The sequence below is a fragment of the Gilliamella sp. Nev3-1 genome (assembly GCF_001690435.1).
Classification (GTDB): domain Bacteria; phylum Pseudomonadota; class Gammaproteobacteria; order Enterobacterales; family Orbaceae; genus Gilliamella; species Gilliamella apicola_C.
Window position 1 is genome coordinate 17,444 of record NZ_LZHN01000088.1, and the last position, 22,432, is coordinate 39,875.

The 22,432-nt window shown below is 33.8% G+C and carries 22 protein-coding genes, 4 tRNA genes and 1 pseudogene; 12 read left to right on the top strand and 15 right to left on the bottom strand.

From position 1 onward, the window contains the following. The first annotated feature begins 56 nt into the window (after positions 1-56). From A9G40_RS13400 to A9G40_RS13425, 6 genes are all read left to right on the top strand, one after another. A complete protein-coding gene (locus A9G40_RS13400) occupies positions 57-776 on the top strand; it encodes a phosphatase PAP2 family protein (protein ID WP_081302275.1) in 720 nt (239 codons plus the stop codon). Between the two features lie 117 nt (positions 777-893). Beyond that, a complete protein-coding gene (locus tag A9G40_RS13405) occupies positions 894-1,199 on the top strand; it encodes a LapA family protein (RefSeq protein WP_065568144.1) in 306 nt (101 codons plus the stop codon). A gap of 12 nt (positions 1,200-1,211) precedes the next feature. Then, a complete protein-coding gene (lapB, locus tag A9G40_RS13410; RefSeq protein WP_065583427.1) occupies positions 1,212-2,390 on the top strand; it encodes a lipopolysaccharide assembly protein LapB in 1,179 nt (392 codons plus the stop codon). Positions 2,391-2,402: 12 nt separating this feature from the next. After that, the gene (locus A9G40_RS13415; protein ID WP_065583428.1) at positions 2,403-3,188 is read left to right on the top strand and encodes a YchF/TatD family DNA exonuclease; all 786 of its coding nucleotides are present in this window, start codon (positions 2,403-2,405) and stop codon (positions 3,186-3,188) included. After that, on the top strand, positions 3,178-4,290 hold the full coding sequence (locus A9G40_RS13420) for a ribosomal protein uL16 3-hydroxylase (RefSeq protein WP_065583429.1): 1,113 nt from the start codon (positions 3,178-3,180) through the stop codon (positions 4,288-4,290). Before A9G40_RS13415 ends, A9G40_RS13420 begins: the two co-directional genes overlap by 11 nt. A 185-nt stretch (positions 4,291-4,475) precedes the next feature. Then, the gene (locus A9G40_RS13425; RefSeq protein WP_065583430.1) at positions 4,476-5,711 is read left to right on the top strand and encodes an MFS transporter; all 1,236 of its coding nucleotides are present in this window, start codon (positions 4,476-4,478) and stop codon (positions 5,709-5,711) included. A 354-nt stretch (positions 5,712-6,065) separates the two neighbouring features. Here A9G40_RS13425 and A9G40_RS15380 read toward each other — a convergent pair whose 3' ends face one another. The 5 genes from A9G40_RS15380 to A9G40_RS13450 all read right to left on the bottom strand — a co-directional run bounded on the left by A9G40_RS15380 (position 6,066) and on the right by A9G40_RS13450 (position 10,267). Continuing rightward, positions 6,066-6,329 (bottom strand): hypothetical protein, encoded by a 264-nt coding sequence (locus A9G40_RS15380; RefSeq protein ID WP_065583431.1) that lies wholly within the window; start codon positions 6,327-6,329, stop codon positions 6,066-6,068. A 425-nt stretch (positions 6,330-6,754) separates the two neighbouring features. Continuing rightward, positions 6,755-6,830, bottom strand: a tRNA-Gly gene (locus A9G40_RS13435). 71 nt (positions 6,831-6,901) lie between these two features. Beyond that, positions 6,902-7,159 (bottom strand): DUF1145 domain-containing protein, encoded by a 258-nt coding sequence (locus A9G40_RS13440; protein ID WP_065583432.1) that lies wholly within the window; start codon positions 7,157-7,159, stop codon positions 6,902-6,904. After that, positions 7,159-7,722, bottom strand: a complete 564-nt coding sequence (gene rsmD / locus A9G40_RS13445) for a 16S rRNA (guanine(966)-N(2))-methyltransferase RsmD (RefSeq protein ID WP_065583433.1) — start codon at positions 7,720-7,722, stop codon at positions 7,159-7,161. The genes A9G40_RS13440 and rsmD overlap by 1 nt, the downstream gene beginning before the upstream one ends. Positions 7,723-7,735: 13 nt before the next feature. Next, positions 7,736-10,267: a PBP1A family penicillin-binding protein gene (locus A9G40_RS13450; protein WP_065583492.1), complete on the bottom strand. Its 2,532-nt coding sequence runs from the start codon at positions 10,265-10,267 to the stop codon at positions 7,736-7,738. Positions 10,268-10,524: 257 nt separating this feature from the next. Here A9G40_RS13450 and A9G40_RS13455 point away from each other — a divergent pair, with 257 nt between their 5' ends. Continuing rightward, complete coding sequence (locus tag A9G40_RS13455; RefSeq protein ID WP_081302276.1) at positions 10,525-10,929, top strand: protein YgfX; 405 nt, start codon at positions 10,525-10,527, stop codon at positions 10,927-10,929. 46 nt (positions 10,930-10,975) lie between these two features. Here A9G40_RS13455 and tusA read toward each other — a convergent pair whose 3' ends face one another. From tusA to A9G40_RS13485, 6 genes are all read right to left on the bottom strand, one after another. Beyond that, a complete protein-coding gene (tusA, locus tag A9G40_RS13460) occupies positions 10,976-11,212 on the bottom strand; it encodes a sulfurtransferase TusA (RefSeq protein ID WP_065566163.1) in 237 nt (78 codons plus the stop codon). A 16-nt stretch (positions 11,213-11,228) separates the two neighbouring features. Next, positions 11,229-12,035 (bottom strand): Cof-type HAD-IIB family hydrolase, encoded by an 807-nt coding sequence (locus A9G40_RS13465; RefSeq protein WP_065583434.1) that lies wholly within the window; start codon positions 12,033-12,035, stop codon positions 11,229-11,231. Between the two features lie 120 nt (positions 12,036-12,155). Further along, positions 12,156-13,487, bottom strand: coding sequence for a type IV pilus secretin PilQ (gene pilQ / locus A9G40_RS13470; protein ID WP_218058038.1), 1,332 nt, complete (start codon positions 13,485-13,487; stop codon positions 12,156-12,158). Beyond that, positions 13,480-13,851: a hypothetical protein gene (locus A9G40_RS13475; RefSeq protein WP_065583435.1), complete on the bottom strand. Its 372-nt coding sequence runs from the start codon at positions 13,849-13,851 to the stop codon at positions 13,480-13,482. The genes pilQ and A9G40_RS13475 overlap by 8 nt, the downstream gene beginning before the upstream one ends. Further along, complete coding sequence (locus A9G40_RS13480) at positions 13,848-14,321, bottom strand: hypothetical protein (RefSeq protein ID WP_065583436.1); 474 nt, start codon at positions 14,319-14,321, stop codon at positions 13,848-13,850. The genes A9G40_RS13475 and A9G40_RS13480 overlap by 4 nt, the downstream gene beginning before the upstream one ends. Continuing rightward, a complete protein-coding gene (locus A9G40_RS13485; RefSeq protein ID WP_065583437.1) occupies positions 14,314-15,261 on the bottom strand; it encodes a PilN domain-containing protein in 948 nt (315 codons plus the stop codon). The genes A9G40_RS13480 and A9G40_RS13485 overlap by 8 nt, the downstream gene beginning before the upstream one ends. 203 nt (positions 15,262-15,464) lie before the next feature. On the opposite strand from A9G40_RS13485, the gene A9G40_RS13490 reads away from it, so the two are divergent. The 4 genes from A9G40_RS13490 (at position 15,465) to A9G40_RS13505 (ending at position 16,712) form a co-directional block, all read left to right on the top strand. After that, a tRNA-Val gene (locus tag A9G40_RS13490) sits at positions 15,465-15,540 on the top strand. 35 nt (positions 15,541-15,575) lie between these two features. Next, positions 15,576-15,651 (top strand) — tRNA-Val (locus A9G40_RS13495). A 9-nt stretch (positions 15,652-15,660) separates the two neighbouring features. Beyond that, positions 15,661-15,736, top strand: a tRNA-Lys gene (locus A9G40_RS13500). Between the two features lie 367 nt (positions 15,737-16,103). Then, positions 16,104-16,712 (top strand): tetratricopeptide repeat protein, encoded by a 609-nt coding sequence (locus A9G40_RS13505; RefSeq protein WP_065583438.1) that lies wholly within the window; start codon positions 16,104-16,106, stop codon positions 16,710-16,712. A 437-nt stretch (positions 16,713-17,149) separates the two neighbouring features. Here the strand turns inward: A9G40_RS13505 and A9G40_RS15110 are convergent, their stop codons facing one another. Together A9G40_RS15110 and A9G40_RS15940 are read right to left on the bottom strand one after the other, a co-directional pair. Beyond that, positions 17,150-17,299, bottom strand: a complete 150-nt coding sequence (locus tag A9G40_RS15110; RefSeq protein WP_218057699.1) for an EexN family lipoprotein — start codon at positions 17,297-17,299, stop codon at positions 17,150-17,152. A 234-nt stretch (positions 17,300-17,533) separates the two neighbouring features. Then, positions 17,534-17,710: pseudogene (locus A9G40_RS15940) on the bottom strand (EexN family lipoprotein); the annotation flags it as partial. 267 nt (positions 17,711-17,977) lie between these two features. On the opposite strand from A9G40_RS15940, the gene A9G40_RS13510 reads away from it, so the two are divergent. After that, the gene (locus A9G40_RS13510; protein WP_065583439.1) at positions 17,978-18,937 is read left to right on the top strand and encodes a tetratricopeptide repeat protein; all 960 of its coding nucleotides are present in this window, start codon (positions 17,978-17,980) and stop codon (positions 18,935-18,937) included. A 364-nt stretch (positions 18,938-19,301) separates the two neighbouring features. Here the strand turns inward: A9G40_RS13510 and A9G40_RS13515 are convergent, their stop codons facing one another. Together A9G40_RS13515 and A9G40_RS13520 are read right to left on the bottom strand one after the other, a co-directional pair. Next, entirely contained in the window at positions 19,302-21,260 is a 1,959-nt protein-coding gene (locus A9G40_RS13515) for a glycoside hydrolase family 3 protein (RefSeq protein ID WP_065583440.1), read from the bottom strand. 492 nt (positions 21,261-21,752) lie between these two features. Continuing rightward, on the bottom strand, positions 21,753-22,379 hold the full coding sequence (locus tag A9G40_RS13520; RefSeq protein ID WP_065583441.1) for a LysE/ArgO family amino acid transporter: 627 nt from the start codon (positions 22,377-22,379) through the stop codon (positions 21,753-21,755). Between the last annotated feature and the right edge of the window lie 53 nt (positions 22,380-22,432).

The window sequence follows — 22,432 nt, forward strand, 5'->3', positions numbered from 1 at the left end:
AAATTTATCTTCTATGCTAAAATATTAAGCAAGATTATACTTAATTGAGTTTATAAATGGGTTTAGTAATAAAAAAAACAATAGCCATACTAGCTATTTTCTTGATTGCACCTTTAATTATTATAGCCATAAATTGGCATTGGCAACCAGCATCATTAAATAATACATCTAAATATTTATTCTTAATAACTGAAACAGCAAGCTTTCCTTGGGCAATAATTACATCGACAATTTTATTTTTAGTCTTTTGCCTATTACAGTCCAGTAAAACCAAAAATAAAATTATATTATTATGGTTGCTTCTTGTTAGCGCAATATTAAGTGGGCAAATAATTAAACACTTTTTAAAATTGCAAACAGCTGAGCCAAGGCCTTATGTACTTTGGATGGAAAAAGAATTTAATATTAATAAACAACAATTTTATTCACAAACGACATCAGAAAAAAAAGAGTTTATCCAGCAATTATTTAAAAATTCATCTACAATCCCAAATTGGTTATCTTACCACTGGCAAAATGAAACTAGTTTTTCATTTCCGTCTGGGCATACTTTATTTGCTGTAACTTGGGCTTTTTTAGCTTTGCTATTACTGAAATTCAAACAGCATTATGTGATAACATCGGTTATGATTATTTGGTCGATATTAATTGAAATCAGCCGATTATTATTAGGAATGCACAGCCCTATTGATATAATAGCAAGCGTATTAATTGCATGGATAATTTCATTAATCTGCTGTTTTTGTAATAGAAAATGGCATATAGTAGAAAGGTAATTTTCGAACGTCACTATAGTTGATAGATAGATTAACTGGCCAAAGCAATTTGTATAAATAAACAGGTATAATAAACAAAAACGTTTTAACTAAAAATAAAAAAGAAAGGTCAACATTATGAAATTTGTTATCTCAATTTTATTAATAATTATCATCTTTGCTATCTCAATTGCGATAGGCTCGTCCAATGATCAAATTGTCACATTTAATTATTTGGTTGCTAAAACTGAAATCCGCTTATCGGTGTTATTAGCCATTTTATTTGGTTCTGGTTTCCTTGTTGGTTGGATCTTAACTGGTATTTTCTTTATAAAATCTAAATTACAGCATTCATCAACAAAACGAAAATTGAACAAGCTACAAAAAAAATATGATGAAAGCATGGCTAATCATCAACAATTAAACTTAACTAAAAACCATTAAGAACAGATTACTATGTTTGAACTGTTATTTCTGTTACTTCCTATTGCGGCTGGATACGGTTGGTATATGGGTGACAGAAATGCTAAACAAAAACATCTAAACCAATCTAATCGCCTATCTCGTGAATATGTAGATGGGTTGAACTTTCTTTTGTCTAACCAAAAAGATAGAGCCGTCGATCTTTTCTTGGACATGTTAAAAGAAGACGAAGGCACGCTTGAAGCTCATTTAACGTTAGGTAACTTATTTCGCTCACGAGGAGAAGTTGACAGAGCAATACGAATTCACCAAGCGCTATTAGAAAGCTCGTCTTTAACGTTTGAACAACGACTATTAGCCATTCAACAGCTTGGTCGTGATTATATGGTTGCAGGCCTTTACGATCGTGCTGAAGAGATGTTTTTGCAATTAATTGATGAAGAGGATTTCCAACAATACGCATTGCAACAACTTATCATCATCTATCAATCAACCAGCGAATGGATAAATGCCATTAACATGGCGTCAAAACTGGTCAAACTTGGTAATGAAAAATATAAAACCGACATTGCACAATTTTACTGCGAATTAGCATCACTGGCTATTGCTAATGATGAGCTTGACAAAGCAAATAGTTTATTACAAAAATCAGCAACCGCTGACACAAAATGCGCTCGAACTTCGCTCATGCAAGGACGAATTTTTATGATCCAAAATAAAACAGAGCAAGCTATCAACTGTTTTCAACAAATATTACAGCAAGATAAAGCCTTTATTGGCGAAGCATTACCTTTATTAAAAGAGTGCTATTTAAAATTAAATAACCAACATGAATTTCAGCAATTTTTACAGTTATGTGTCGATCAAGACTCTGGCAATGTAGCCGAATTAATGCTTGCCGATCTTATTGAAAAACAAAAAGGTCTAGATGCTGCACAATACTATATGTACCGTGAATTACTTAAACATCCTAATTTAAAAGGATTTTATCGATTAATGGACTATCATGTTGCTGATGCGGAACAAGGCAAAGCAAAACAAAGTCTTTTACTTTTACGCAACATGGTGGGAGAACAAATAAAAGCAGTGCCTAACTATCGATGCCAAAAGTGTGGATTTACAGTTAATTCCATTTATTGGTTATGCCCAGCTTGCCGTTCTTGGTCCACAATAAAACCCGTTCGTGATTTTGAACAACTTTCTGATAAATAAAAAGAGATCTTTATGTTTTTAATTGATTCCCACTGTCATTTGGATAGCTTGGATTTTAGTACTAAATCTATCGAAGATATTTTACAAGAAGCAAACAATAACGATGTTAAGCACTGCTTAAGCGTGGCAACAACATTATCGGGCTATGAATCGATGAAAAAGCAACTTTTGCCCTACAAAAATCAATGCTCGTTTTCATGTGGAATTCATCCGCTTAACCTTGATGATGAAACGTACGATGCAGAAAGATTTGAAATCTTAGCACAAGAAGACAACGTTGTAGCACTTGGAGAAACAGGGCTCGATTACTATTACCAACAAGACAATCTAGAATTACAACAAACTATATTTAAAGAACATATTCGACTAGGTCGAAAGTTCAGCAAACCAATTATTGTTCATACCCGTAATGCTAAACAAGACACTTTAAAAATATTAAAAGACGAGCATGTCTATTCAGGTGTACTACACTGCTTCACAGAAGACATCGAAACCGCAAAACAACTATTAGACATTGGTTTTTATATTTCATTTTCAGGGATTATCACCTTTAAAAATGCCGAAGCTCTGCGAGAAGTTGCTAAATATGTGCCACTTGATCGTATTTTGGTCGAAACTGACTCCCCTTATCTTGCCCCTGTTCCATACCGAGGAAAAGAAAATCAACCCGCTTATGTTCGTGAAGTTGCACAATATTTATCTGTGTTAAAAGGTGTTTCATTGGAACAGATCGCACAAAAAACCACGTATAATTTTTGTCAATTATTCAATCTGCAAGGAAAATTAAATGAATTATAAATTAGCCATTGATTGGGATGATTTTTTAACAAACTATTGGCAAAAAAAGCCTGTAATCTTGCGTAAAGCGTTTGCTAATTTTATTGATCCTATTACGCCTGATGAACTAGCAGGTCTAGCAATGGAAGAAGAGATAGATAGCCGTATCGTATCGAATAAAAATGGTATCTGGGACGCGCAATTTGGGCCATTTACCCAATATGATGACTTAGGTGAAGATCATTGGAGCTTGCTAGTTCAAGCCGTTGATCATTGGCATACGCAAGCAGCGCGCTTAATTGAACCATTTAAATGCCTTCCACAATGGCAATTTGATGACTTAATGATTTCTTATGCAACAAAAGGTGCTGGCGTTGGACCACACATTGATAATTATGATGTCTTTATTATTCAAGGTATGGGGCGTAGACGTTGGCAAGTAGGTGATCGCAATCAAAATTATAAGCAATATAGTGCACACAAAGCATTATTGCATGTTGAAGACTATCAACCAATCATTGACGAAGAGATCACCGCTGGTGATATTTTATACATCCCCCTAGGTTGTCCACATAATGGCGTATCAATTGGTGAATCATTAAGTTATTCTGTCGGCTTTATAACGCAAACATCGCAAACATTGCTAAGTAACTTTGCCGATTATATCATTGATAACTTACCAACAGCTATTTATTATCAAGATAAGGATTTGAAGCTACCTAACGATCCGTACCAAGTCCAACCTTATGAACTTGCAAAAATACAAGATCAACTCATCGACTTAATCAAAACACCCAAATTATTCAATGATTGGTTTGGTAAGCATATTACAATACCAATGCACGATTTAAATATTATCCCAGTTGAAACGCCATACGATTATTATGAATTTGAATCACTACTAAAAAATGGCGCACAGTTACATCGGGTTCCCAGCATTCGTATACTTAAAGTGGGTGAGTTTGGCTACATTCATGGTGAAAAAATTGATTTACCTATGCCAATTATTGATCTGCTTTGTAAAACAGACACACTATGTTACCAACAGATACAAGACAAAAATACACTTCAAGTAATGCTTGATTTTGTCAACAAAGGCTATTGGTATTTTACTGAAGAATAACATAACTTATCCACCGATAATAAAATAGGTGGATAAAAATACAATTTAAAAGCTTTAAACTTGGCTTTTTATAAGTTTTAAGTATATACTTGCCCCGCTATAATTTACCTGCCGTTTAATCACAAATTAAACACCATAAAACGCAAATTTTAAGTAACTATCTATTTTAATAACTAGAGGTAAACATGAAACCTGACGTAGACTTAACCACGCAAGCTGAAAGTGAACACACAACCCCATATCAAAAGAAAACACTTTTTGCATCCACAGTAGGTTATGCACTTGATGGCATGGATATGATGATTTTAGCCGTCTGCTTTAACTTAATTTCAGTCAGTTTTAACCTAACAAAAACAGATTTAGGAACTTTAACATCAGTAACCTTACTTGGCGCAGTATTGGGTGGTATTTTATTTGGGGTGCTTGCAGATAAATATGGACGAGTAAAAGTCTTTTCATGGACAATTTTGATATTCTCCCTCTTTACTGGGTTATGTGCAATTTCACCTAACTATGAATGTTTTTTGATATTCCGTTTTTTAAGTGGACTTGGACTTGGTGGCGAATTCGGCATTGGTATGACCTTAGTTTCTGAAAGCTGGCCTAAACATAAACGTTCAAGAGCCACATCAATTGTGGCATTAGGCTTTCAAGTCGGTATCATTTTGGCTGCACTAACGGTAAACTTTATTGGTGAAGTTTATGGTTGGCGCTGGGCGTTTGCCATAGGGGTACTACCTGCTCTATTTGTTGCATGGACACGTAATGGATTAAAAGAGCCAGAAATATGGCAAAATCTAAAAAACCAAAACAAAAACCAAATTGCTATAGGTAAATTATTTAAAACTCCACGAACCACAGCAACAACACTAGGATTAACCATTGCTTGTGCTGTACAAAACTTCGGCTTTTATGGGCTGATGGTTTGGATGCCAAATATGATTGCAACAGAACTCAAATTACCGTTTAAAAACACCATGTTTTGGACCATTTCAACCACCATTGGCATGTCATTAGGGATCTTAATTTTTGGCTGGTTATGTGATAAATTTGGTCGTCGCCCTTCTTATATCCTATTTTTATTCATTTCAGCTGTTTCGATTTGGTTCTATTTCCATCAAACGGATATGTTGATATTAATCATATTTGGCTCAGTCATTGGCTTTTTTGTCAATGGCATGATGGGCGGATACGGTGCATTGCTTGCTGAACATTATCCAACTGATGCACGCTCAAGCGCCGAAAATATTATCTTCAATGTTGGGCGAGGTATCGCGGGAATATCCCAAGTGCTTATCGCTTATTTAGCCGAAATATACTCAACTAGCTATGCACTTGCATTACTTTCAGCGGCTTACTTATTATCAGCAGCTGCATTTGTCTTTTTAATACCTGAAACAAAAGGTAAAGCACTAGAATAAATAGATAAATAAAAGATAGGGCGCTTGTCCTGTCTTTTATATCAGCGTTTATATCAACTTAACCTAATAATCACTAATCCTCACCAAAATATCAGACTGTACTAGCCGCTATAAATGCGTTATTAAGGTAATACTGATTTTGGTATTGCGCTGGTGACATCTAGCCATTAGCTCAATGTCGGCGAACCCGCTTATAATCGGTTTCAATATATGTAAATAGGGCTTTATTGGCTTCTTCCTTGTTTTGTGATCATCATGAATAATGTTTTTTTAACGTATAAAAAAATTTCAGCAATGGTATATCCTAACAATTGTCAACCATGCTCACACTTTGGCTAAGTCCATACTGTAAAACTAATCGCTTAAAATCTGCGTTACAATATTGACTTTCTCGGCTACTAGGTAGTGAGAAATTGACGACAAAATAAGCTTTTTTGGGAGTGGTACAAACCAAATACTTATCAATAGACTTAATGTATTGGCCTGTACATCATAAAATAGTCTTGCTGCAAAAGGATTAATGTTACTATTTGTTACCACAAAAAACTTAAATAAAATCAATATCTTTTCTGAATGACTTTTATCGTACTCGACTCCCCGTTCTTTTTGACACCGCATAACCTATCTCCGTGATTGGTGAGCTTAACCGTACTTTATGTTGCTAATAGAGCGCTTTGATATTATCAAATAACCCATTTGATTTTGATTCACGTTTACACCAAGCGTAATAATCTGGCACGCTAATCTTTAATTGACGGCTGATCGGAGGTGCAAGATACTATGATAAATGTTGTTCCCTATATTTATACTTCACCGATTTGGATTATTGATAAAGCACACTTACACCTTTCTTAAGATGCTATTTGTCATTTTCAGTTTTTTAGCAAGCTGCATATTAGATAAGGCATAACTCACCGTCTATTGTTTATAATCTGTACTAAATTTTCAGTACTATAATGTATTCTGGTATGATTTTTACTTATATTCTAGAGAAGGCATTTACCCATTTTCTTGGCGAGTATTGCAATGCTGTGATGTTATATTGGAGCGGGAAACGAGGTTCGAACTCGCGACCCCGACCTTGGCAAGGTCGTGCTCTACCAACTGAGCTATTCCCGCTTATTTGAATACTTCGGAAGAAGTGGAGAGCATTATACAAAAAATTTTTTATTTGGCAACTATTTTTGCTTTCATTTTTTATCTTTCCAGCTAAGTGATTCAAAAATACCAAATAAGAACAAACGTAATACTTTAAATTTGTCTTGCTGCTTTTCTTGATTGGTCATGGTAGAATTTAACATCAACGCTTGTAAACCATGAGTAACAGCAAACGCAATTAAACCGACATTGGCGACCACATTGGCTGGCTTTGGATAAGGGTGAATAAGATTAAATAATAAAAACAACCATATAAACGAATATAATACTTTACCAATAAATATAAACATTAAATGCCTTCTTGTATAAAAAGATAACTGTGAACCTGCCCAGCAGTTTTTTCGCGATGCAAATGCCAATTAGTTGGAATATAAGCTGTTAAATCATGCCCTATTTCTGTTTCAATATAAATATAAGCTGATGGTTTTAACCAGTTGTTATTACCAAGCGCACTCACCGTTTTTGCTACCAATGCTTGATGAAATGGTGGATCGATAAATACAATATCAAACTGTTTTTCAGTAGGCTTATTTAACCACTGTAAGGTGTCAGTATGATAGACATTGATAGTATCTTTATCAATAAGCTGTTTGTTTTTATTAAGTAGTTGTGCTACTTGCTTATCTTTTTCAAGCAAGGTAACACTTTTAGCGCCTCGCGATGCGGCTTCAAATCCTAATGAGCCGCTCCCTGAAAAACAATCCAAACAATCACTATCATGTATCACTGGCATTAACCAGTTATATAGGGTTTCTTTGATACGATCCGTGGTTGGACGCAATCCTTGTTTGTCTAAAACTGGCAATTTACGCCCACGCCATTTTCCGCCAATAATTCTTATTGAACCATTCATTTTAAATCCTTTATCAGAAAAGCTCTGAAGTATTACCCTCTGAATCTGTTACACTAGTACCAACTTCCTGCGTAGCATAACCTGTTGGTTCAGTCCCTTTGATAAAATATTCTGACATTGTTTTAGAGCCAGATTGAGGCAGTAATCCTGTTTTTTCATCGATAGTAACAGAAATTACATTCTCTGGTTTGACATCTTCTCTTATTGGTACATCTTTTAGGGCAACTTTCATATAATCAACCCATACAGGATTTGCAGTCACAGCCCCTGCTTCAGCTCGAAAAGTTCGCCCTAACTCACGCCGGTGATCATCAAATCCCATCCAAACAGTCGTTACAATATTGCCGCCAAATCCAGAAAACCAAACGTCTTTAGATGCATTGGTTGTTCCTGTTTTACCGCCAACATCTTTCCTACCCAATGCTTTTACACGCCATGCAGTACCTTGCCAATTTGAACCACCGAATACAATAGAACGAAGACCATCTTTCATAATAAATGCGATTCCACTATTTACCGTATGCGGTGCATATTTTGGCGTTACATCAATCGTTTTATTATTGAGGTTTATATCTGGCAACACGATATTATCGTCTGATTTAAGGTTGGCTTGTTCTGGCTCTTCACTATCAGATCCATCAGATTCATTCTCAACATTATCTAATGATATTGATTTTACTTCTTCTGTAACAACATCATCATTACAACTTTGACAAGCAATCACCGGTTGATGCTGATAAATTGTACCAGATCCATTATTGTATTCTATTTTTTCAATTAAGTATGGGGTAATTAAATAACCGCCATTAGTGATAACAGAATATGCTCTTGCTACTTGTAACGGTGTAAATGAAGCAGAGCCTAACGCTAACGATTCATTATGTGAAATATTTTCTTTAGGGAATCCAAAACGCTCTAAATAAGTCGCAGCATAATCAATACCAACTGCACGCAAGGCTCTTACCATCATTACATTTTTAGACATACCTAGCCCTATTCTTAAACGTAATGGACCAGCATAATTAGGTGGCGAGTTTTTCGGGCGCCATGTAGCACTACCTGTAGAGCGGACAATTGGTGCGTCATTAAGAAGCGTAGCCATTGTTAAACCTTGCTCTAACGTTGAAGTATAAATAAACGGTTTAATATTCGAACCTAATTGTCGAAGCGCTTGTGTTGCTCGGTTAAATTTACTTAAATTGAAATCATAACCGCCTACAATTGCTTTAATGGCGCCATTATCTGAATCAAGCGATACTAAAGCTGCATTAACTGCTGGGATTTGTGCTAACTCCCAATTATCAGCAGATTTTTTCACCCAAATTAGTTGTCCAGCTGTTAGCGTGTCAGACACCTTTTTAGGAAATGCCCCTTGCCGAGTATCACTAATAAATGGCCGAGCCCATTTCATATTTTGATATGTAATAGTAATATTACTTTTATCAGATAATACGGCCGTTGCTTCTTTATCTGATGAAGTCATGACAACCGCTGGGCACATACCGCTATAACAAATATATTTATCAAGAGTTTGTTGAATTTGCTCCGAATTCCATGGCGTTTCATTTTGCTTCCATAATACTTTTTCAGCACCTCGATAACCATGCCTGATATCATAATCAATAATATGTTTTTGTACTGATTCAGTAGCCGCTATTTGATCTGTTTTCGAGATAGTCGTATAGACTTTATAGCCGTCCGTATAAGCATTTTCACCAAACTTATCGTACATAAATTGGCGCGCCATTTCAGCTACATAAGGAGCAGAAAATTCAATTTGTGGTGAGTGATAACTTGCTCCTAAAGGCTTTGTAATCGCTTCATTATATTCAGCTTGAGTGATATAGGATTGATCTAACATACGACCTAACACCCAATTACGTCTAGCCAATGCACGATCAGGGTGTGAAATAGGGTTAAACGCAGATGGCGCGTTTGGTAAGCCTGCTAATAGAGCAGCTTCATCAATGGTTAACTGTTCTGGTGTTTTACCAAAAAATGTATAAGATGCCGCTGCAACACCATATGCTCTAGAACCAAAATTAATCATATTAAGGTACAGTGCCATGATTTCTTCTTTCGATAACTCTTTTTCCATACGAATAGCCAAAATTATTTCTTTAGCTTTACGGGTTATACTTTTTTCAGGAGTTAAGAAAAAGTTTTTTGCGACTTGCTGAGTGATTGTACTACCACCTTGAGAAAACCCTTTATGTTTTAAACCAATATACATCGCTCGAGCAATACCAATTGGGTCGATACCAAAATGTTCATGAAAACGAGCGTCTTCGGTTGCTATAACGGCATTAACCACAATTGGTGGAATTTCGTTATATTTTAATGGGGTTCTACGACGTTCACCAAAGGTAGCGATTAGCTCGCCATCTTTACTTAATACTTGCATTGGCGTTTGTAATCGAACATCTTTTAATGTTGTAACGTCCGGAAGGTCTTTAGAATAATAAGCATAACCAGCAATACCAATAACCAAGCCACAAAGAAATAAACCGATGAATAATTTTAGAAGAAATTTTAACACTTTAATTAATATCACAAATCTTTCCTATCTAAATTTTTAAGGCAAAAATAATGGCATCAGAGTTATCTCTGCGCCAAATTTACTCAACCTATCTTTCGATAAGGATCTTCACATTGACATTAAAAGAAAATGCTAATGATTGATCGCTCACCCATTAAAACACACTAAAATTGTGTGCATTATCTCCCATCTTTAGCATTATTTTAAGCAATTTTTAAAGAAATCGTGAAATAATTCTATTTTAACCCAATACATCTTACATTATGTGGAGCATAAAACTTAACATATCCAAGCTACAATTAATGATTTCAACTCTGTTTTATTCAATACTTATGATGCTTTGTCTAGTCATGTTTGCTAATACATCCTTAAATACTTATACCTTTATTATTCTAATCTTATTAATAATTCAATGGTGGCATAGCCTATGTTATTTCAAAACAATTAAAGGTGAATTTGTGTTATTTCACACTATCAATCAAATTTATTGGCATAAACAGCGCTGGTATTTAATGCATACACCGCTTATATTCCGCTATGTTATTATCCTGAATTTAAAATCCAGACATGACGGTAAGCACTGTACACTTTTGTTAATGGCCGATAATCTTCAAGCCAATGATTGGCGTACATTACGTTTTTACCTAAAACAAGTTGATCTAACTTAACTCACGTACTTTTTTTATAAAATTTTTCATCAAAATAGCTGTTTAACTAATGTGATTTTTTAATCCAGTACTGATAAGGTTGAGACTCTATTTGTGATGACAGCAATTGGTGCTCCATATGGCGACAAAAACTAGGAACATCACGGGTCGTCGCCAAATCATCGGCAATCACATAAAGGACTTGCCCGATAGCCAGATCTCGAATTGCTTTCCTGATTAACATAATCGGTTCAGGACAGCGCAGTCCTAATGTATTGAGTTCTTTATCAAAAATTATATTCATTTTTTGAATCTGATCATTATAAAAATAATTTACTTAGGTAATGTGGCACAGCCTCTTCAGCATTTGATCCAATAACCTCTAATTTTGGTAACAATGCCTTTAGCTCAGCACTACCATTTTGCATTATGCAACCTTTACCGGCAGCTTTTAGCATTTCGTAGTCATTCATGCCATCACCAAAAGCAATACTGTCTTGTAAACTATAACCTAGTTTTTCAACAACCTTTTTCAATGCACTACCTTTAGACACATTTTCAGCCATTACTTCAAGGCAATTTAATGTTGAAAAGGCAATGCTAATTTTATTACCGAATTTTGCTTCTAACCGATTTTTTAACTGAAGCAAATGTGGGTAAAGCGCATCATCAGTAGTAGTAAAATAAATTTTAGCAATATCATTAGTATCAAAATCAAGTGGGTTAAATAACTGATAAGTAAACTGCGTGTCTTGGTAAAATCCTAATGAAAATGTATCTTCTTTATTGATTAACCAATGATCGCCACGATATAAATGAGTATAAACTAAAGGGTCATCCATACTCATTTTAGCTATTTCACAAGCAAGCGATGGCTCAATACTTTGGCTAAAAACTAAATTGCCCGTACTATCATGCACTCTCGCACCGTTAGAAGTAATCATAAAAGCATCAATTTCCATATTTTCCCGCATTTGGGCAACATCAATGTGGTGCCGACCAGTTGCAAAAACAAAATGGATACCTTTTTTACGAAGCGCTTGAAGGACTTGTTTGGTATAAGGCGATAAGCTATGTTCAGGTGTTAATAAAGTACCGTCTAGATCAGAAGCAACAACATGCATAATATTCTCTACTTTTATAATAAATGGTAATAATAACGACTAAAATTATAGACTTTAAAACAATAATTACTTATCAAAGCCAAAGCTAAAACAAGTTAAAATATAATACAACTCCATTGACATTTACTCAACCAATTGTGGTGTAATAAAAATAACCAGCTCACGTTTTTGTTGTTTGTTACTATTGTGTTTAAATAAGCGACCAATTAATGGCATGTCCCCAGCACTAGGCACTTTTTGCTTATTTTTAGTATTAACTTGTTGAACTATACCGCCTAATACAACGGTTTCTCCATTTTTTATCTGAACTTGTGTTTTAATTTCTTGCGTATCAATAGCTAATACTTCACCGTTATCACTACGTTTTATTGAACGCCCAGCCGTATTTTGCGTGATATACAAATCTAAAACCATCAGCTCATCAGATAATATTTTAGGTGTCACTTCTAACCCCAAAACAGCATGCTTGAATTCAATTGAAGTAGCACCATTACTACCGCTAGAAACCTCGTAAGGAATTTCTGTACCTTGTTTTATTGACGCCATATTTTGATTAGCTGTAAGTAAATTAGGGCTGGCTATAATCTCAAGTTGATTCTCAGATTCAAGCGCTGACAACTCTAAATTGAGTAAATGCCCCGATAGTTTAGCTAAATTAAAACCAACTGTAGAGGTTGAATGGCTGACGCCAAGCCCAACATCAAACTTATCTAATAATTGCGATGAAGACCCTTCATACCCCCATTTAATACCTAGTTCTGACATACTTTCATCACTCATGGTAACAATATGCGCTGAGATATGAACTTGGGGCATCGGTTTATCCAGTGTTTTAACTAATTTTTTGATATTTGCAAATTGTTTTGGTACATCAGCAATAACGAGAGAATTGGTCCGTTTATCAAATGTAACCCGACCTCGTGGTGATAACAAATCTTGCTGTTGAATCATTTCAATTAAAGTTGTTGGATCTGCATAATTAACAGCTATAAATAAAGAACTAATAGGTTGGTTTAATTCTTTTTCTCTTTGTTCTGATTGTTGTTTTTGCAATAAAATTTCAGGATCTATCGCTTTAGAAATAAGCAAAATATTATCATCAATTTCTGCTTGTAAATTCGCTGAATCTAATATGATTTTTAGCGCTTTATGCCAATCAACATTATTAAGTTTAATGGTCTGTTTAATTGATATATCTTCTGACATAACCAGGTTCATTTGTTTACTATCGGCTAACGCTTGCAAGATAATTGCAATATCCGTTTGATAAAATGCCATTGAAATATTTTTTTGCTGATCAGCGTTTGATGATAGGAGTATATTGGCATTACTAGTATTTGTGTTGATTGCTAAAAATATAAATACTATCAGCAAACGGCTTTTAACCTTAGTTAATATGTAGATAACCAATTGTAACTCTTGATATTTTTGGTTTTCGGCAATTTTATTACTCATTTAGCAACATCGTCCATAATACAATATTATGGCAATAATCAGGTAAATCTGCTTGCCATATTATTTTATCGTTTAGTGAAGATTGTACATACCAAGGAAACAAAACATTTGGCACTGTATTATCAGTTATTGCTAACCAATGATTATCAGAGGCTAACCAAATTTGTTGATAATTCTGATCAATTTGTTTCATAAACCCTCTAAAATGCCAAGCTTGAATTTGCTCAAGTAGTAATGCTGTTTGTTCACTACAAGAAACTCGGTAATGTTGTTGAAAAGGATCGCTTTCCAACAGGATATTAGCTTTTAACTCAAAACAGATAGCACAAAATAAAACAATACATTTATAAAGATAGGGCTTCATTGATGATCCTTTTCAAACAATAAAGTAAACATTATTTGTAACTGTTGATCTTGCTTGCTGATTTTAAGATTTTTAAAATCAAGATAGTAAAAATCATCGGTTAATGATGAAATAAAATTAATAAAATCAAAAAACTGCCCCTCTAACTCAATATCCCAATTAGCTGTTTTATCTGTTTGATAATGCTTAAAAGATACTAATGAAAGATGATTTTGCTCGATCGCCAATGCGAATTCCCTATCTGATATCAAACTATATAAACTATTTTTACTTGCCTGATAACGGCTAGCTTTTGCTTGTAATTGCTCATTTTCAATAACTATTTGCTGATATGACTCGACTGCTAGCTGTGCTTGTTGCCGAATATCTTTAATAAACAACAGATAAACGATTACAAAAAACACCAAACCAAATAAAACACAAAGCATATATTGTTGCCAAATTGGGCGTTCAAAAAAATCACTATTCACTAAGCATTATTTCCATTTCAAAAAATAAATGATTTTTATTGGATAAGATTGTTTTAACTTGACTGTTACTTATATTTTTTAGCGTTAACAAACTTTGATTAAATTTAGTTAGCTCAACATAACTAAAGCTTTGCCCTTCAATCTTTACTTTTTGTGGCTCATAATAAAAACAATCAAGCCAGATTACAGAAGGCAACTGCTGTGAAAGCAATACTAAAGATTGCTGAATTTGTTTTTGACTTAATGATGGATTAGGCAAATCATGCATTAGCTCTTCAGTTAGCTTTTGTGTTATACCTTGTTGTTGCAAGCGTTTTTCATCATAAGTTTGTAGCTCGTTTTGAGCTTGCATCCACAAATAACAGAGCAAACAACCGATTACACCAATAACACTAGTTGCCACGAATATCAGTTGCCGTTGTTGCTTTGTTTGCTTCTCTTGCCGCCAAGGTAAAAAATTAATTTTAGTATTTTCAAACCCACACCCTACAAACGTTAATAACAATCCATACTTATTAAAAAGATTAATCCAATTTTCAATATAATGACGTTCAGCTATCACCACTGTAATTTGCTTTTTTTGTTCAGTTGAATAAGCGAAATCAAAAAACACACTTTTAGCTGGTAATTGAAATAATTTATGGATGTTAGCTTCAACATATAAACTCAATTCATTGAATTTGAGCTTTACATCAGGCAAAGCTAGTTGTTGCATTTGGGTTAAATTAATGTCCAAATTGAGCTCAAATTCAGTACGAGCAGAAAATTTTTTTTGTAGATCATCAATGAAAACCGCTAAATCAGCCTCATTTTGATAATTCCATACAATTAGATCTTCGCTAGCATTTGATGTAGTGTGTTGCTTAACTGCGCTCACTATCCTATAACGTAAAATAGTAGGTTCGACATAAATAATGATGCGTTTTTTATTAAAAAGCATGATGGACTATCTTTTAATTTTTGCTAACAACATGGCTTAATCCTAATTGCCCTTTTTAAAATAAGAATGGATAAAAGGTATTTTTGCGAACTATCACCCAAAAAATGTTTAAAATTAAATCGAACGAAGCAAATTTTAGAGAAATTTAAAAAAAAAGGTTGACTGAAATAAGGCGTGCCTTATAATGCACACCCACACGGTAAGGGTGATTAGCTCAGTTGGGAGAGCACCTCCCTTACAAGGAGGGGGTCACTGGTTCGAACCCGGTATCACCCACCAATCTTTACCGTGACGTTTCTATAATGAAACACGTGGGGTGATTAGCTCAGTTGGGAGAGCACCTCCCTTACAAGGAGGGGGTCACTGGTTCGAACCCGGTATCACCCACCATCTTTAGATGGGTCGTTAGCTCAGTCGGTAGAGCAGCGGACTTTTAATCCGTTGGTCGAGCGTTCGAATCGCTCACGACCCACCATTTCATCATATTGGCACTCAGCAGGTAGACATTACCTAATATAAAATAAGAAAAGTAATAGAAATACTAGCTAGTATTTAGCAAATTTATTTAAAATAAACTGTTATAATTGATAGTGCTGCCTTAAACGAATAAAACTCACAACATTCTGAATAGTTAAGATAAAAATTTACTATTTTTGCTTCAAAATCTAATCAATACTCATTCCCTAAGCTAAAAAGTCATGGTTAATTACAGTGTATTATTGAATAAATAACAATATTATACTTCTTTTACGATCGCGATTAAGGTTGAAACAAACTAATTAAGCTATACTAAACAAATAAATACGATAAAATACTCGGTATTTATTTTTGAAGGAAGTTGTATGCTAAAGTTTTTTGCTACGTTATCACTAGTTTTATGTTTTAGTGTTGCGGCAAATGCCGATCAACAAACTATGTTTGATTTTAATCAAGAGTATCAAAAAGCAACAGAACAAAATGATGCTGAAGCGCAGTACCACGTAGGCCTTATGTATGCCGATGGTTCATATGCTAAAAAACGCCAATTTAAAGGTATCGAAAATGGATTCGAACAGCAATCAGAAACACAGCCTGACTATATTAAAGCAAAAGAATGGTTTGAAAAAGCAGCCAATCAAGGCAATATTGCCGCTCAACATAGCTTAGCTTTATTGCACTTTAACGGGCAAGGCACAAAACAAAACTATTCAAAAGGAATTGAGTGGGATACAAAAGCAGCTAAAAAAGGGGATGCAATTGCCCAATATACATTAGCCATGCTCTACTACCAAGGCACAGGTGTAAAAAAGAACTATTTTAAAGCAAAACAATGGTTTGCTAAGGCTGCAGAACAAAACTATTCTGATGCAAAAGATCACTTAATTGTTGTAACAAAAAAGGTCAATGCCATTGTAGCCAAACAACAAGCCAAGAAAAAACAAGCTAGTGATAATGATTGCGGTTGTGACTAAAACCAAATGTGACTCAAAACAAATAATAGCAACGTATTGATTTAATGTTAACTTATAAGTTATAAGAAGTTAATGCAACGTTTTCCTATGCAACAGATAACCAAAGTGATATTGAGAAAGAACCAGGTTATTGACGCGCTAATTATCAATTTCAAATAAATGGTAAGCAGTCAGAATTTGCCAAATTAGTTGATGACAACAGTACCGAAAAAAATAATTTTATCGAAACAGATTAATCTATTTTTAAATGACAATAAAGCAGAAAAAGGAGATAAGATTATAACGCAAGATGATAAGTTAATAATTAATAATAATAAAATTAAGACTATAAACTTATCACAGATAGAATTTTAAAATCAGTGGATCACTATATTAATTCCAACTTGCATTACCAACTCTATTTTTGGAAAAAATTGCTTTGTGAGAGTTCTGGCAATTCAAACTATCGCATCAATTTCACCGTTCTCACATTTTTTACGGTATTCATCTAGTAGTTCTTTATTATTTTTGAAATCGTCAACCGTATAGGTTTTCTCATTACATCCAAATAAGAACATGGCAGTAATCAATATTAGTATTTTTTTCATATAAATTCCTTACAATCGTTGGTTAATATTAGATTAAGTTTTATTGTGTTTTATTAAAAAATCATTTACAGCTAACCTAAGTAAATCAGAAATTGTTTTCAAAGGTAACTTTGCCAAGAAATAAGATTACTATTCAAAATGGCGACATGTTTATAATAAATAAGAAAAATCAATTTATTATAAATGCGTCATCACAAAGAATATTAAAAGCCACAATGTAGCTTCTTAGTTAAATTAATTCCGTGCGTGAGGGTTGCTAGCTGACGTGCTTAAACTTAAAATTGCTTGGAAAGAATTTTCACAATTTAAACTATCCCCATCTATTTCACCGTTCTGGCACATTTTACGATATTTATCTGGTAATTCTTTGTTATTTTTGAATTCTTCTACACTATAGGTCTTCTCATTACATCCGAATAAAAAATATTATGATTCTTTTTGGTGCTTGTTTCTATATGGTAGAATCCAATCCTTTACCCTCACGTTCCATCACGTAAACTTGAAAACTAGACAGCAATAATAAATGAACATGTCTGCACATTAAAATAAATCGACATGTAATCAGATAAAGATAAAAAAGATATTTATGCTTATTAAATAATCATAAATAAGCTTGCAAATAAATAAAAAAGATCCTTTAATAAAAATAATATTTCCCCAACTAACACAGGCAGATAAATGAAAAAATTAACATTGATAATTTGCTTATTAATATCTGTAAACATTTCAGTTTTTGCACAACTAAATACAAAATACAATTTTAATGTTGAATATAAAAAAGCGACTGAACAAAATAACGCTCAAGCACAATACAATTTAGGTTATATGTATAACTATGGCCTAGGTGTTAAACAAGATTATGCAAAAGCTATTGAATGGTATCAAAAAGCAGTTAATCAAAATCACTCTGATGCCCAAGTAGCTTTAGGCTATATGTATGCTACAGGTCAAGGTGTAGAGCAAAATTTACTAAAAGGAAAAGAGTTATATGAAAAAGCAGCATTGAATGGTAATGCTCTAGGTCAATATAATATGGGGACACTTTACGAATTTGCAGAAAAAAAACATTATCGTAAAGGAATTGAACAAAATTTAAATGATAACAGTATCAGTCAAAATTATTTTAAAGCCAAAGAGTGGTATGAAAAAGCAGCAAAACAAGGTAATAAAGAGGCACTCAATAATCTAGGCGTTTTCTATTATAACGGAACTGCTGTAAAAAAAAGCTACACGACAGCCAGAAAACTTTATGAGCAAGCTGCCCAAAAAGGCAATATGATGGCAAAACATAATTTAGCTAATATGTATTACAATGGATTGGGTGGGTTAAAAAAAGATTTTGCCAAAGGCGTTGAGTTAGATACTGAAGCTGCGGAATCTGGCAATCCAGATGCGCAATGTAGCTTAGGCTGGTTATATTATCAAGGGTCATGGTTTGCAAAAGATTACAGTAAAGCATTAGAGTGGTTTCGGCTTTCCGCGCAACAAAATTATGCGGATGCTCAATACTATTTAGGTATCATGTATCAAAATGGCCAAGGAGTTGCACAAGATATTTACAAAGCAAAATATTATTTTCAGCAAGCTTGTAAAAATAACCATAAAGATGCTTGTAAATATGTAAAAAATATTCTTTGATTATGATTATTCCCAAACGAATTTTTCAGGCCTTATTGTATTGCTAATAAATAACTTTTTTATTTAAACGAGCAATGATATAAATGAGTTGTGGATGGGGAAAATAACTTTGTATCGGCAACATTATTAATTACCCTATTTCTGCATTGAGGGTAATTTTGATGATTTAATTTATTCAAAATTACCCAAATCGTCTTAATTTTTAATATGTTAGTTTTAATATCTTCGCTAATTCTATTATCAAGCCTATTAATCTTTTTTCACCCATGTTTATTGGCTTTCTTTGTGCATTAGAATGCGTTAAAAACAGGCAAACACACAAAATAATTTACAAAAATAATTTATAAAGCCAATGCGTTATCCCTCACTGCGTTAAACCATAACCAAGCGGATAGAGTGCTTTCATATCATTAGGCAGATCTGAAGATTGTTGCTGTACGCTATCCATTGAGTCTGGTAGTGAAAATGGTATTTTAGCTACGTAAGGTTTGTCACCAAATAATCTATCAAACAATACTTCATCATTTACCCCAAAATTAGCAATAACAGCACTAGCGTATTGTTTTAATGGAGTGACAATTGCTGGCCTATCTAAATAAACAGTAACAACAACAGGATGCGTTTTACTTGCTTGCGCAATAAATTCAATATCTTTATCGTTAGGAGGAAATGCTAAAGATCCCTCATGATGCTCTAAGCCAAAAAAGTAACCTTTATGATTTTGCTCATAAGGTGCATTTATTCGGGCAACAACCACATCAGCTTGCTCTAATTTATCAACAATATTCACTTTATTCTTTAACAGATTTTTAGCATTTGGTAAAAATCCATATAAATAGATTTTGTTATTGGCGTTTAATGGTAATGTTTTTTGTATATTTTCAAGTAATACCAAAGAATTATATTGGGCCTGACTCGCCATCTTTTGAAAATCTTTGTTGCCAACAATACTTGTTTTGTTTGGATCTACATATGGTGTTTCAAATTGACCTAGAGAAAATTTTTGAATCAAAATCGCTAAAACGGCTTTATCGATATTTTTTTCGGCAATTTTTTTATTCTTAACAGCAGTTACAATAATTGAACTATCGCTAACCCCGCCAAACTGTTGAATGCCAGCATGAAAAGCTTTAATAAAGCGTTGCTCTTTAGTAAGATCCTCAACTCCCCATGGCATGCCTTCAACTTTCGGTTTAATTCCCGAAGCTGTTCCATTAACACAAACATCATTACAATCATTAGTAATACTCCAATCACTTATAACAACACCTTTAAACTGATAAGTATTACGTAATAGATCTTGCAATAAAAATGAATTAAACCCACCGCCAACAGCATCAAATTTATGATCACCTAGCTGAGCATTTTTCAATATAGAATAAGTTGGCATGACACCTGCAACATTTACCTCAAAAGCGCCTGTAAATGGAATAATATGTTCTTTTAAGCTATCTTTATGGGTAAAAAGCGCATATTTACCATAAGCACTATGACTATCAAATCCATTTTCGGCAGCACCATATCCCACCCAGTGTTTCACAACGGCAGCGACACTTTGCGAATTTAGACCTGTACTACCATTTTGTATTCCAGATATATAACCACGAACCATTTTTTTGCTTAACTCAGGATTTTCACCAAATGTCCCCTCAAATCTAGCCCAACGCGGTTCTGTACCTAAATCGGCCATGGGTGACAAGGCTTGCGTTACACCTAATGAACGGTATTCTTGACGGATAATATCGCCATATTCATTGATATCTTTTTCACGACCAATAGCCGCCATGCCTAATGTTCCAGGCCACTGACTAAAACCACTTTTTATACCTAACTCATTACCATAATAAAACGTATTTCTAGGATCAACACTTATTGTCAATGGAATGGATAAACGAGAAGATTCAGCTATTTTTTGTAACTGATTATTCTGCTCCGCAAAATCTTTAGGATTAACTTCTAATCTGGTTATAAAGCTATTAACTTTATCTTTCAGAATCAAAACAGTCAGCTTTTTAAAATCATATTTATCACCACGCCCTATTTCATTATTTACACTTGGCGCATTGCCATGCATCATTATCCCAGCTTTCTCTTCTAATGACATTCTTGAAAGCAAATCCTGTGCTCGTTGCTGTGGCGATAAACGCCAATCTTCATATGGAGTTAATTTTCCATTTTTATCCATATCTTTAAACTCAAGACCATCCACAGTTATTTTTTTTAATTGATTGCTTTCAATTTTGACTTGGTCAATAGCAAATAATGGACTTGTGGTAAGAACCGCACTAATTAATAGTGTTAGTTTTAAAATATTACTTTTCATTGTTTTCTCCTTAAGTGATCTATTACGCATTTATTAATAGTAAATTTATAAAATAACTGAATTGAATAAACAGTAATAAACCATCTTATATCTACGCTATAACTAATCCATACGCTTCAACTTTCCTTTATATAAAACAAAACCCTTATATAAAAAAACCTAAACACTTTATTAACCAAAATGTTTAGGTTTTGCCTGTATAGACAATTAGCTGTACAGTAACAATCCAAATTTATACTATGTAAGCTAGCACTAATTATATAAAGAAGATATCTTATAATTTAACAAATACATGTAATTGTGATAATAGTCACATTATTATTTCATAATATTATTTGATAATTGCTCTCAAGGGGGAGATAAAAATGCCCAAAAGAGCCTTTATTATTTAAAGATCTTAAATGGATGTTTGATGAGCAAAGTAAGGATGTTTATTAATAGGCAGAACGCTCTTTGAATCATATAGGCTATAGCCTATTTACTGTTCTAACTTTAATTGTTATAAACGACATAAAAAACTAGCCGATAAGCGATGTACAACATGACAGTGCCAACTAGACAATCTAATATTACCCACATCTTTTTTTGTTTAAATAATGGCGCTAACAATCTTGCACCATAACCAATACCAAAGAACCATACAAAAGAGGCACAAACAGCGCCAATCAAAAATGCCAGTTTTTGTTCACTATTTAATGTGCCAGCTATTCCCCCAACAATCACAACCGTATCTAAATATACATGTGGGTTAAGCAAAGTGACCGCTAACGTTGCAACTACCACCTTGATTAAACGGCTATTATTCACATTTTGAGATTCTATTTGCATATTGCTTGTGCCTTTAATTGCACTTTTAAACGCACTAAAACCATACCAAATTAAAAAAAACACCCCCATTATTGCTAGCAGATTTGTGATTAAAGGATTACAACTAATGAAAGAGCCCACCCCTAGAATGCCAATCGACATTAATACAAAATCACAAATAAAACAAATTGCCGACACATAGAAAATATGGTTTTTTAATATTCCCTGTTTGAGAACAAATAAATTTTGTGCACCAATAGCAATGATTAGGCTAGCGGAAACTAACGCACCACGTAATATTTCTGATAGCATTTTATTATAACGCCTGTGGAAAATAGGAAAATACTGTCATCTTAATTAAGATG

What these genes read in the sequence shown, in the direction of transcription:
- A9G40_RS13400 (WP_081302275.1), top strand. Translation starts at nt 57, where the DNA reads ATGGGTTTAGTAATAAAAAAAACAATAGCCATACTAGCTATTTTCTTG.
- A9G40_RS13405 (WP_065568144.1), top strand. Translation starts at nt 894, where the DNA reads ATGAAATTTGTTATCTCAATTTTATTAATAATTATCATCTTTGCTATC.
- lapB (WP_065583427.1), top strand. Translation starts at nt 1,212, where the DNA reads ATGTTTGAACTGTTATTTCTGTTACTTCCTATTGCGGCTGGATACGGT.
- A9G40_RS13415 (WP_065583428.1), top strand. Translation starts at nt 2,403, where the DNA reads ATGTTTTTAATTGATTCCCACTGTCATTTGGATAGCTTGGATTTTAGT.
- A9G40_RS13420 (WP_065583429.1), top strand. Translation starts at nt 3,178, where the DNA reads ATGAATTATAAATTAGCCATTGATTGGGATGATTTTTTAACAAACTAT.
- A9G40_RS13425 (WP_065583430.1), top strand. Translation starts at nt 4,476, where the DNA reads ATGAAACCTGACGTAGACTTAACCACGCAAGCTGAAAGTGAACACACA.
- A9G40_RS15380 (WP_065583431.1), bottom strand. Translation starts at nt 6,329, where the DNA reads ATGCGGTGTCAAAAAGAACGGGGAGTCGAGTACGATAAAAGTCATTCA.
- A9G40_RS13440 (WP_065583432.1), bottom strand. Translation starts at nt 7,159, where the DNA reads ATGTTTATATTTATTGGTAAAGTATTATATTCGTTTATATGGTTGTTT.
- rsmD (WP_065583433.1), bottom strand. Translation starts at nt 7,722, where the DNA reads ATGAATGGTTCAATAAGAATTATTGGCGGAAAATGGCGTGGGCGTAAA.
- A9G40_RS13455 (WP_081302276.1), top strand. Translation starts at nt 10,525, where the DNA reads ATGTGGAGCATAAAACTTAACATATCCAAGCTACAATTAATGATTTCA.
- tusA (WP_065566163.1), bottom strand. Translation starts at nt 11,212, where the DNA reads ATGAATATAATTTTTGATAAAGAACTCAATACATTAGGACTGCGCTGT.
- pilQ (WP_218058038.1), bottom strand. Translation starts at nt 13,487, where the DNA reads ATGAGTAATAAAATTGCCGAAAACCAAAAATATCAAGAGTTACAATTG.
- A9G40_RS13475 (WP_065583435.1), bottom strand. Translation starts at nt 13,851, where the DNA reads ATGAAGCCCTATCTTTATAAATGTATTGTTTTATTTTGTGCTATCTGT.
- A9G40_RS13485 (WP_065583437.1), bottom strand. Translation starts at nt 15,261, where the DNA reads ATGCTTTTTAATAAAAAACGCATCATTATTTATGTCGAACCTACTATT.
- A9G40_RS13505 (WP_065583438.1), top strand. Translation starts at nt 16,104, where the DNA reads ATGCTAAAGTTTTTTGCTACGTTATCACTAGTTTTATGTTTTAGTGTT.
- A9G40_RS15110 (WP_218057699.1), bottom strand. Translation starts at nt 17,299, where the DNA reads ATGAAAAAAATACTAATATTGATTACTGCCATGTTCTTATTTGGATGT.
- A9G40_RS13510 (WP_065583439.1), top strand. Translation starts at nt 17,978, where the DNA reads ATGAAAAAATTAACATTGATAATTTGCTTATTAATATCTGTAAACATT.
- A9G40_RS13515 (WP_065583440.1), bottom strand. Translation starts at nt 21,260, where the DNA reads ATGAAAAGTAATATTTTAAAACTAACACTATTAATTAGTGCGGTTCTT.
- A9G40_RS13520 (WP_065583441.1), bottom strand. Translation starts at nt 22,379, where the DNA reads ATGCTATCAGAAATATTACGTGGTGCGTTAGTTTCCGCTAGCCTAATC.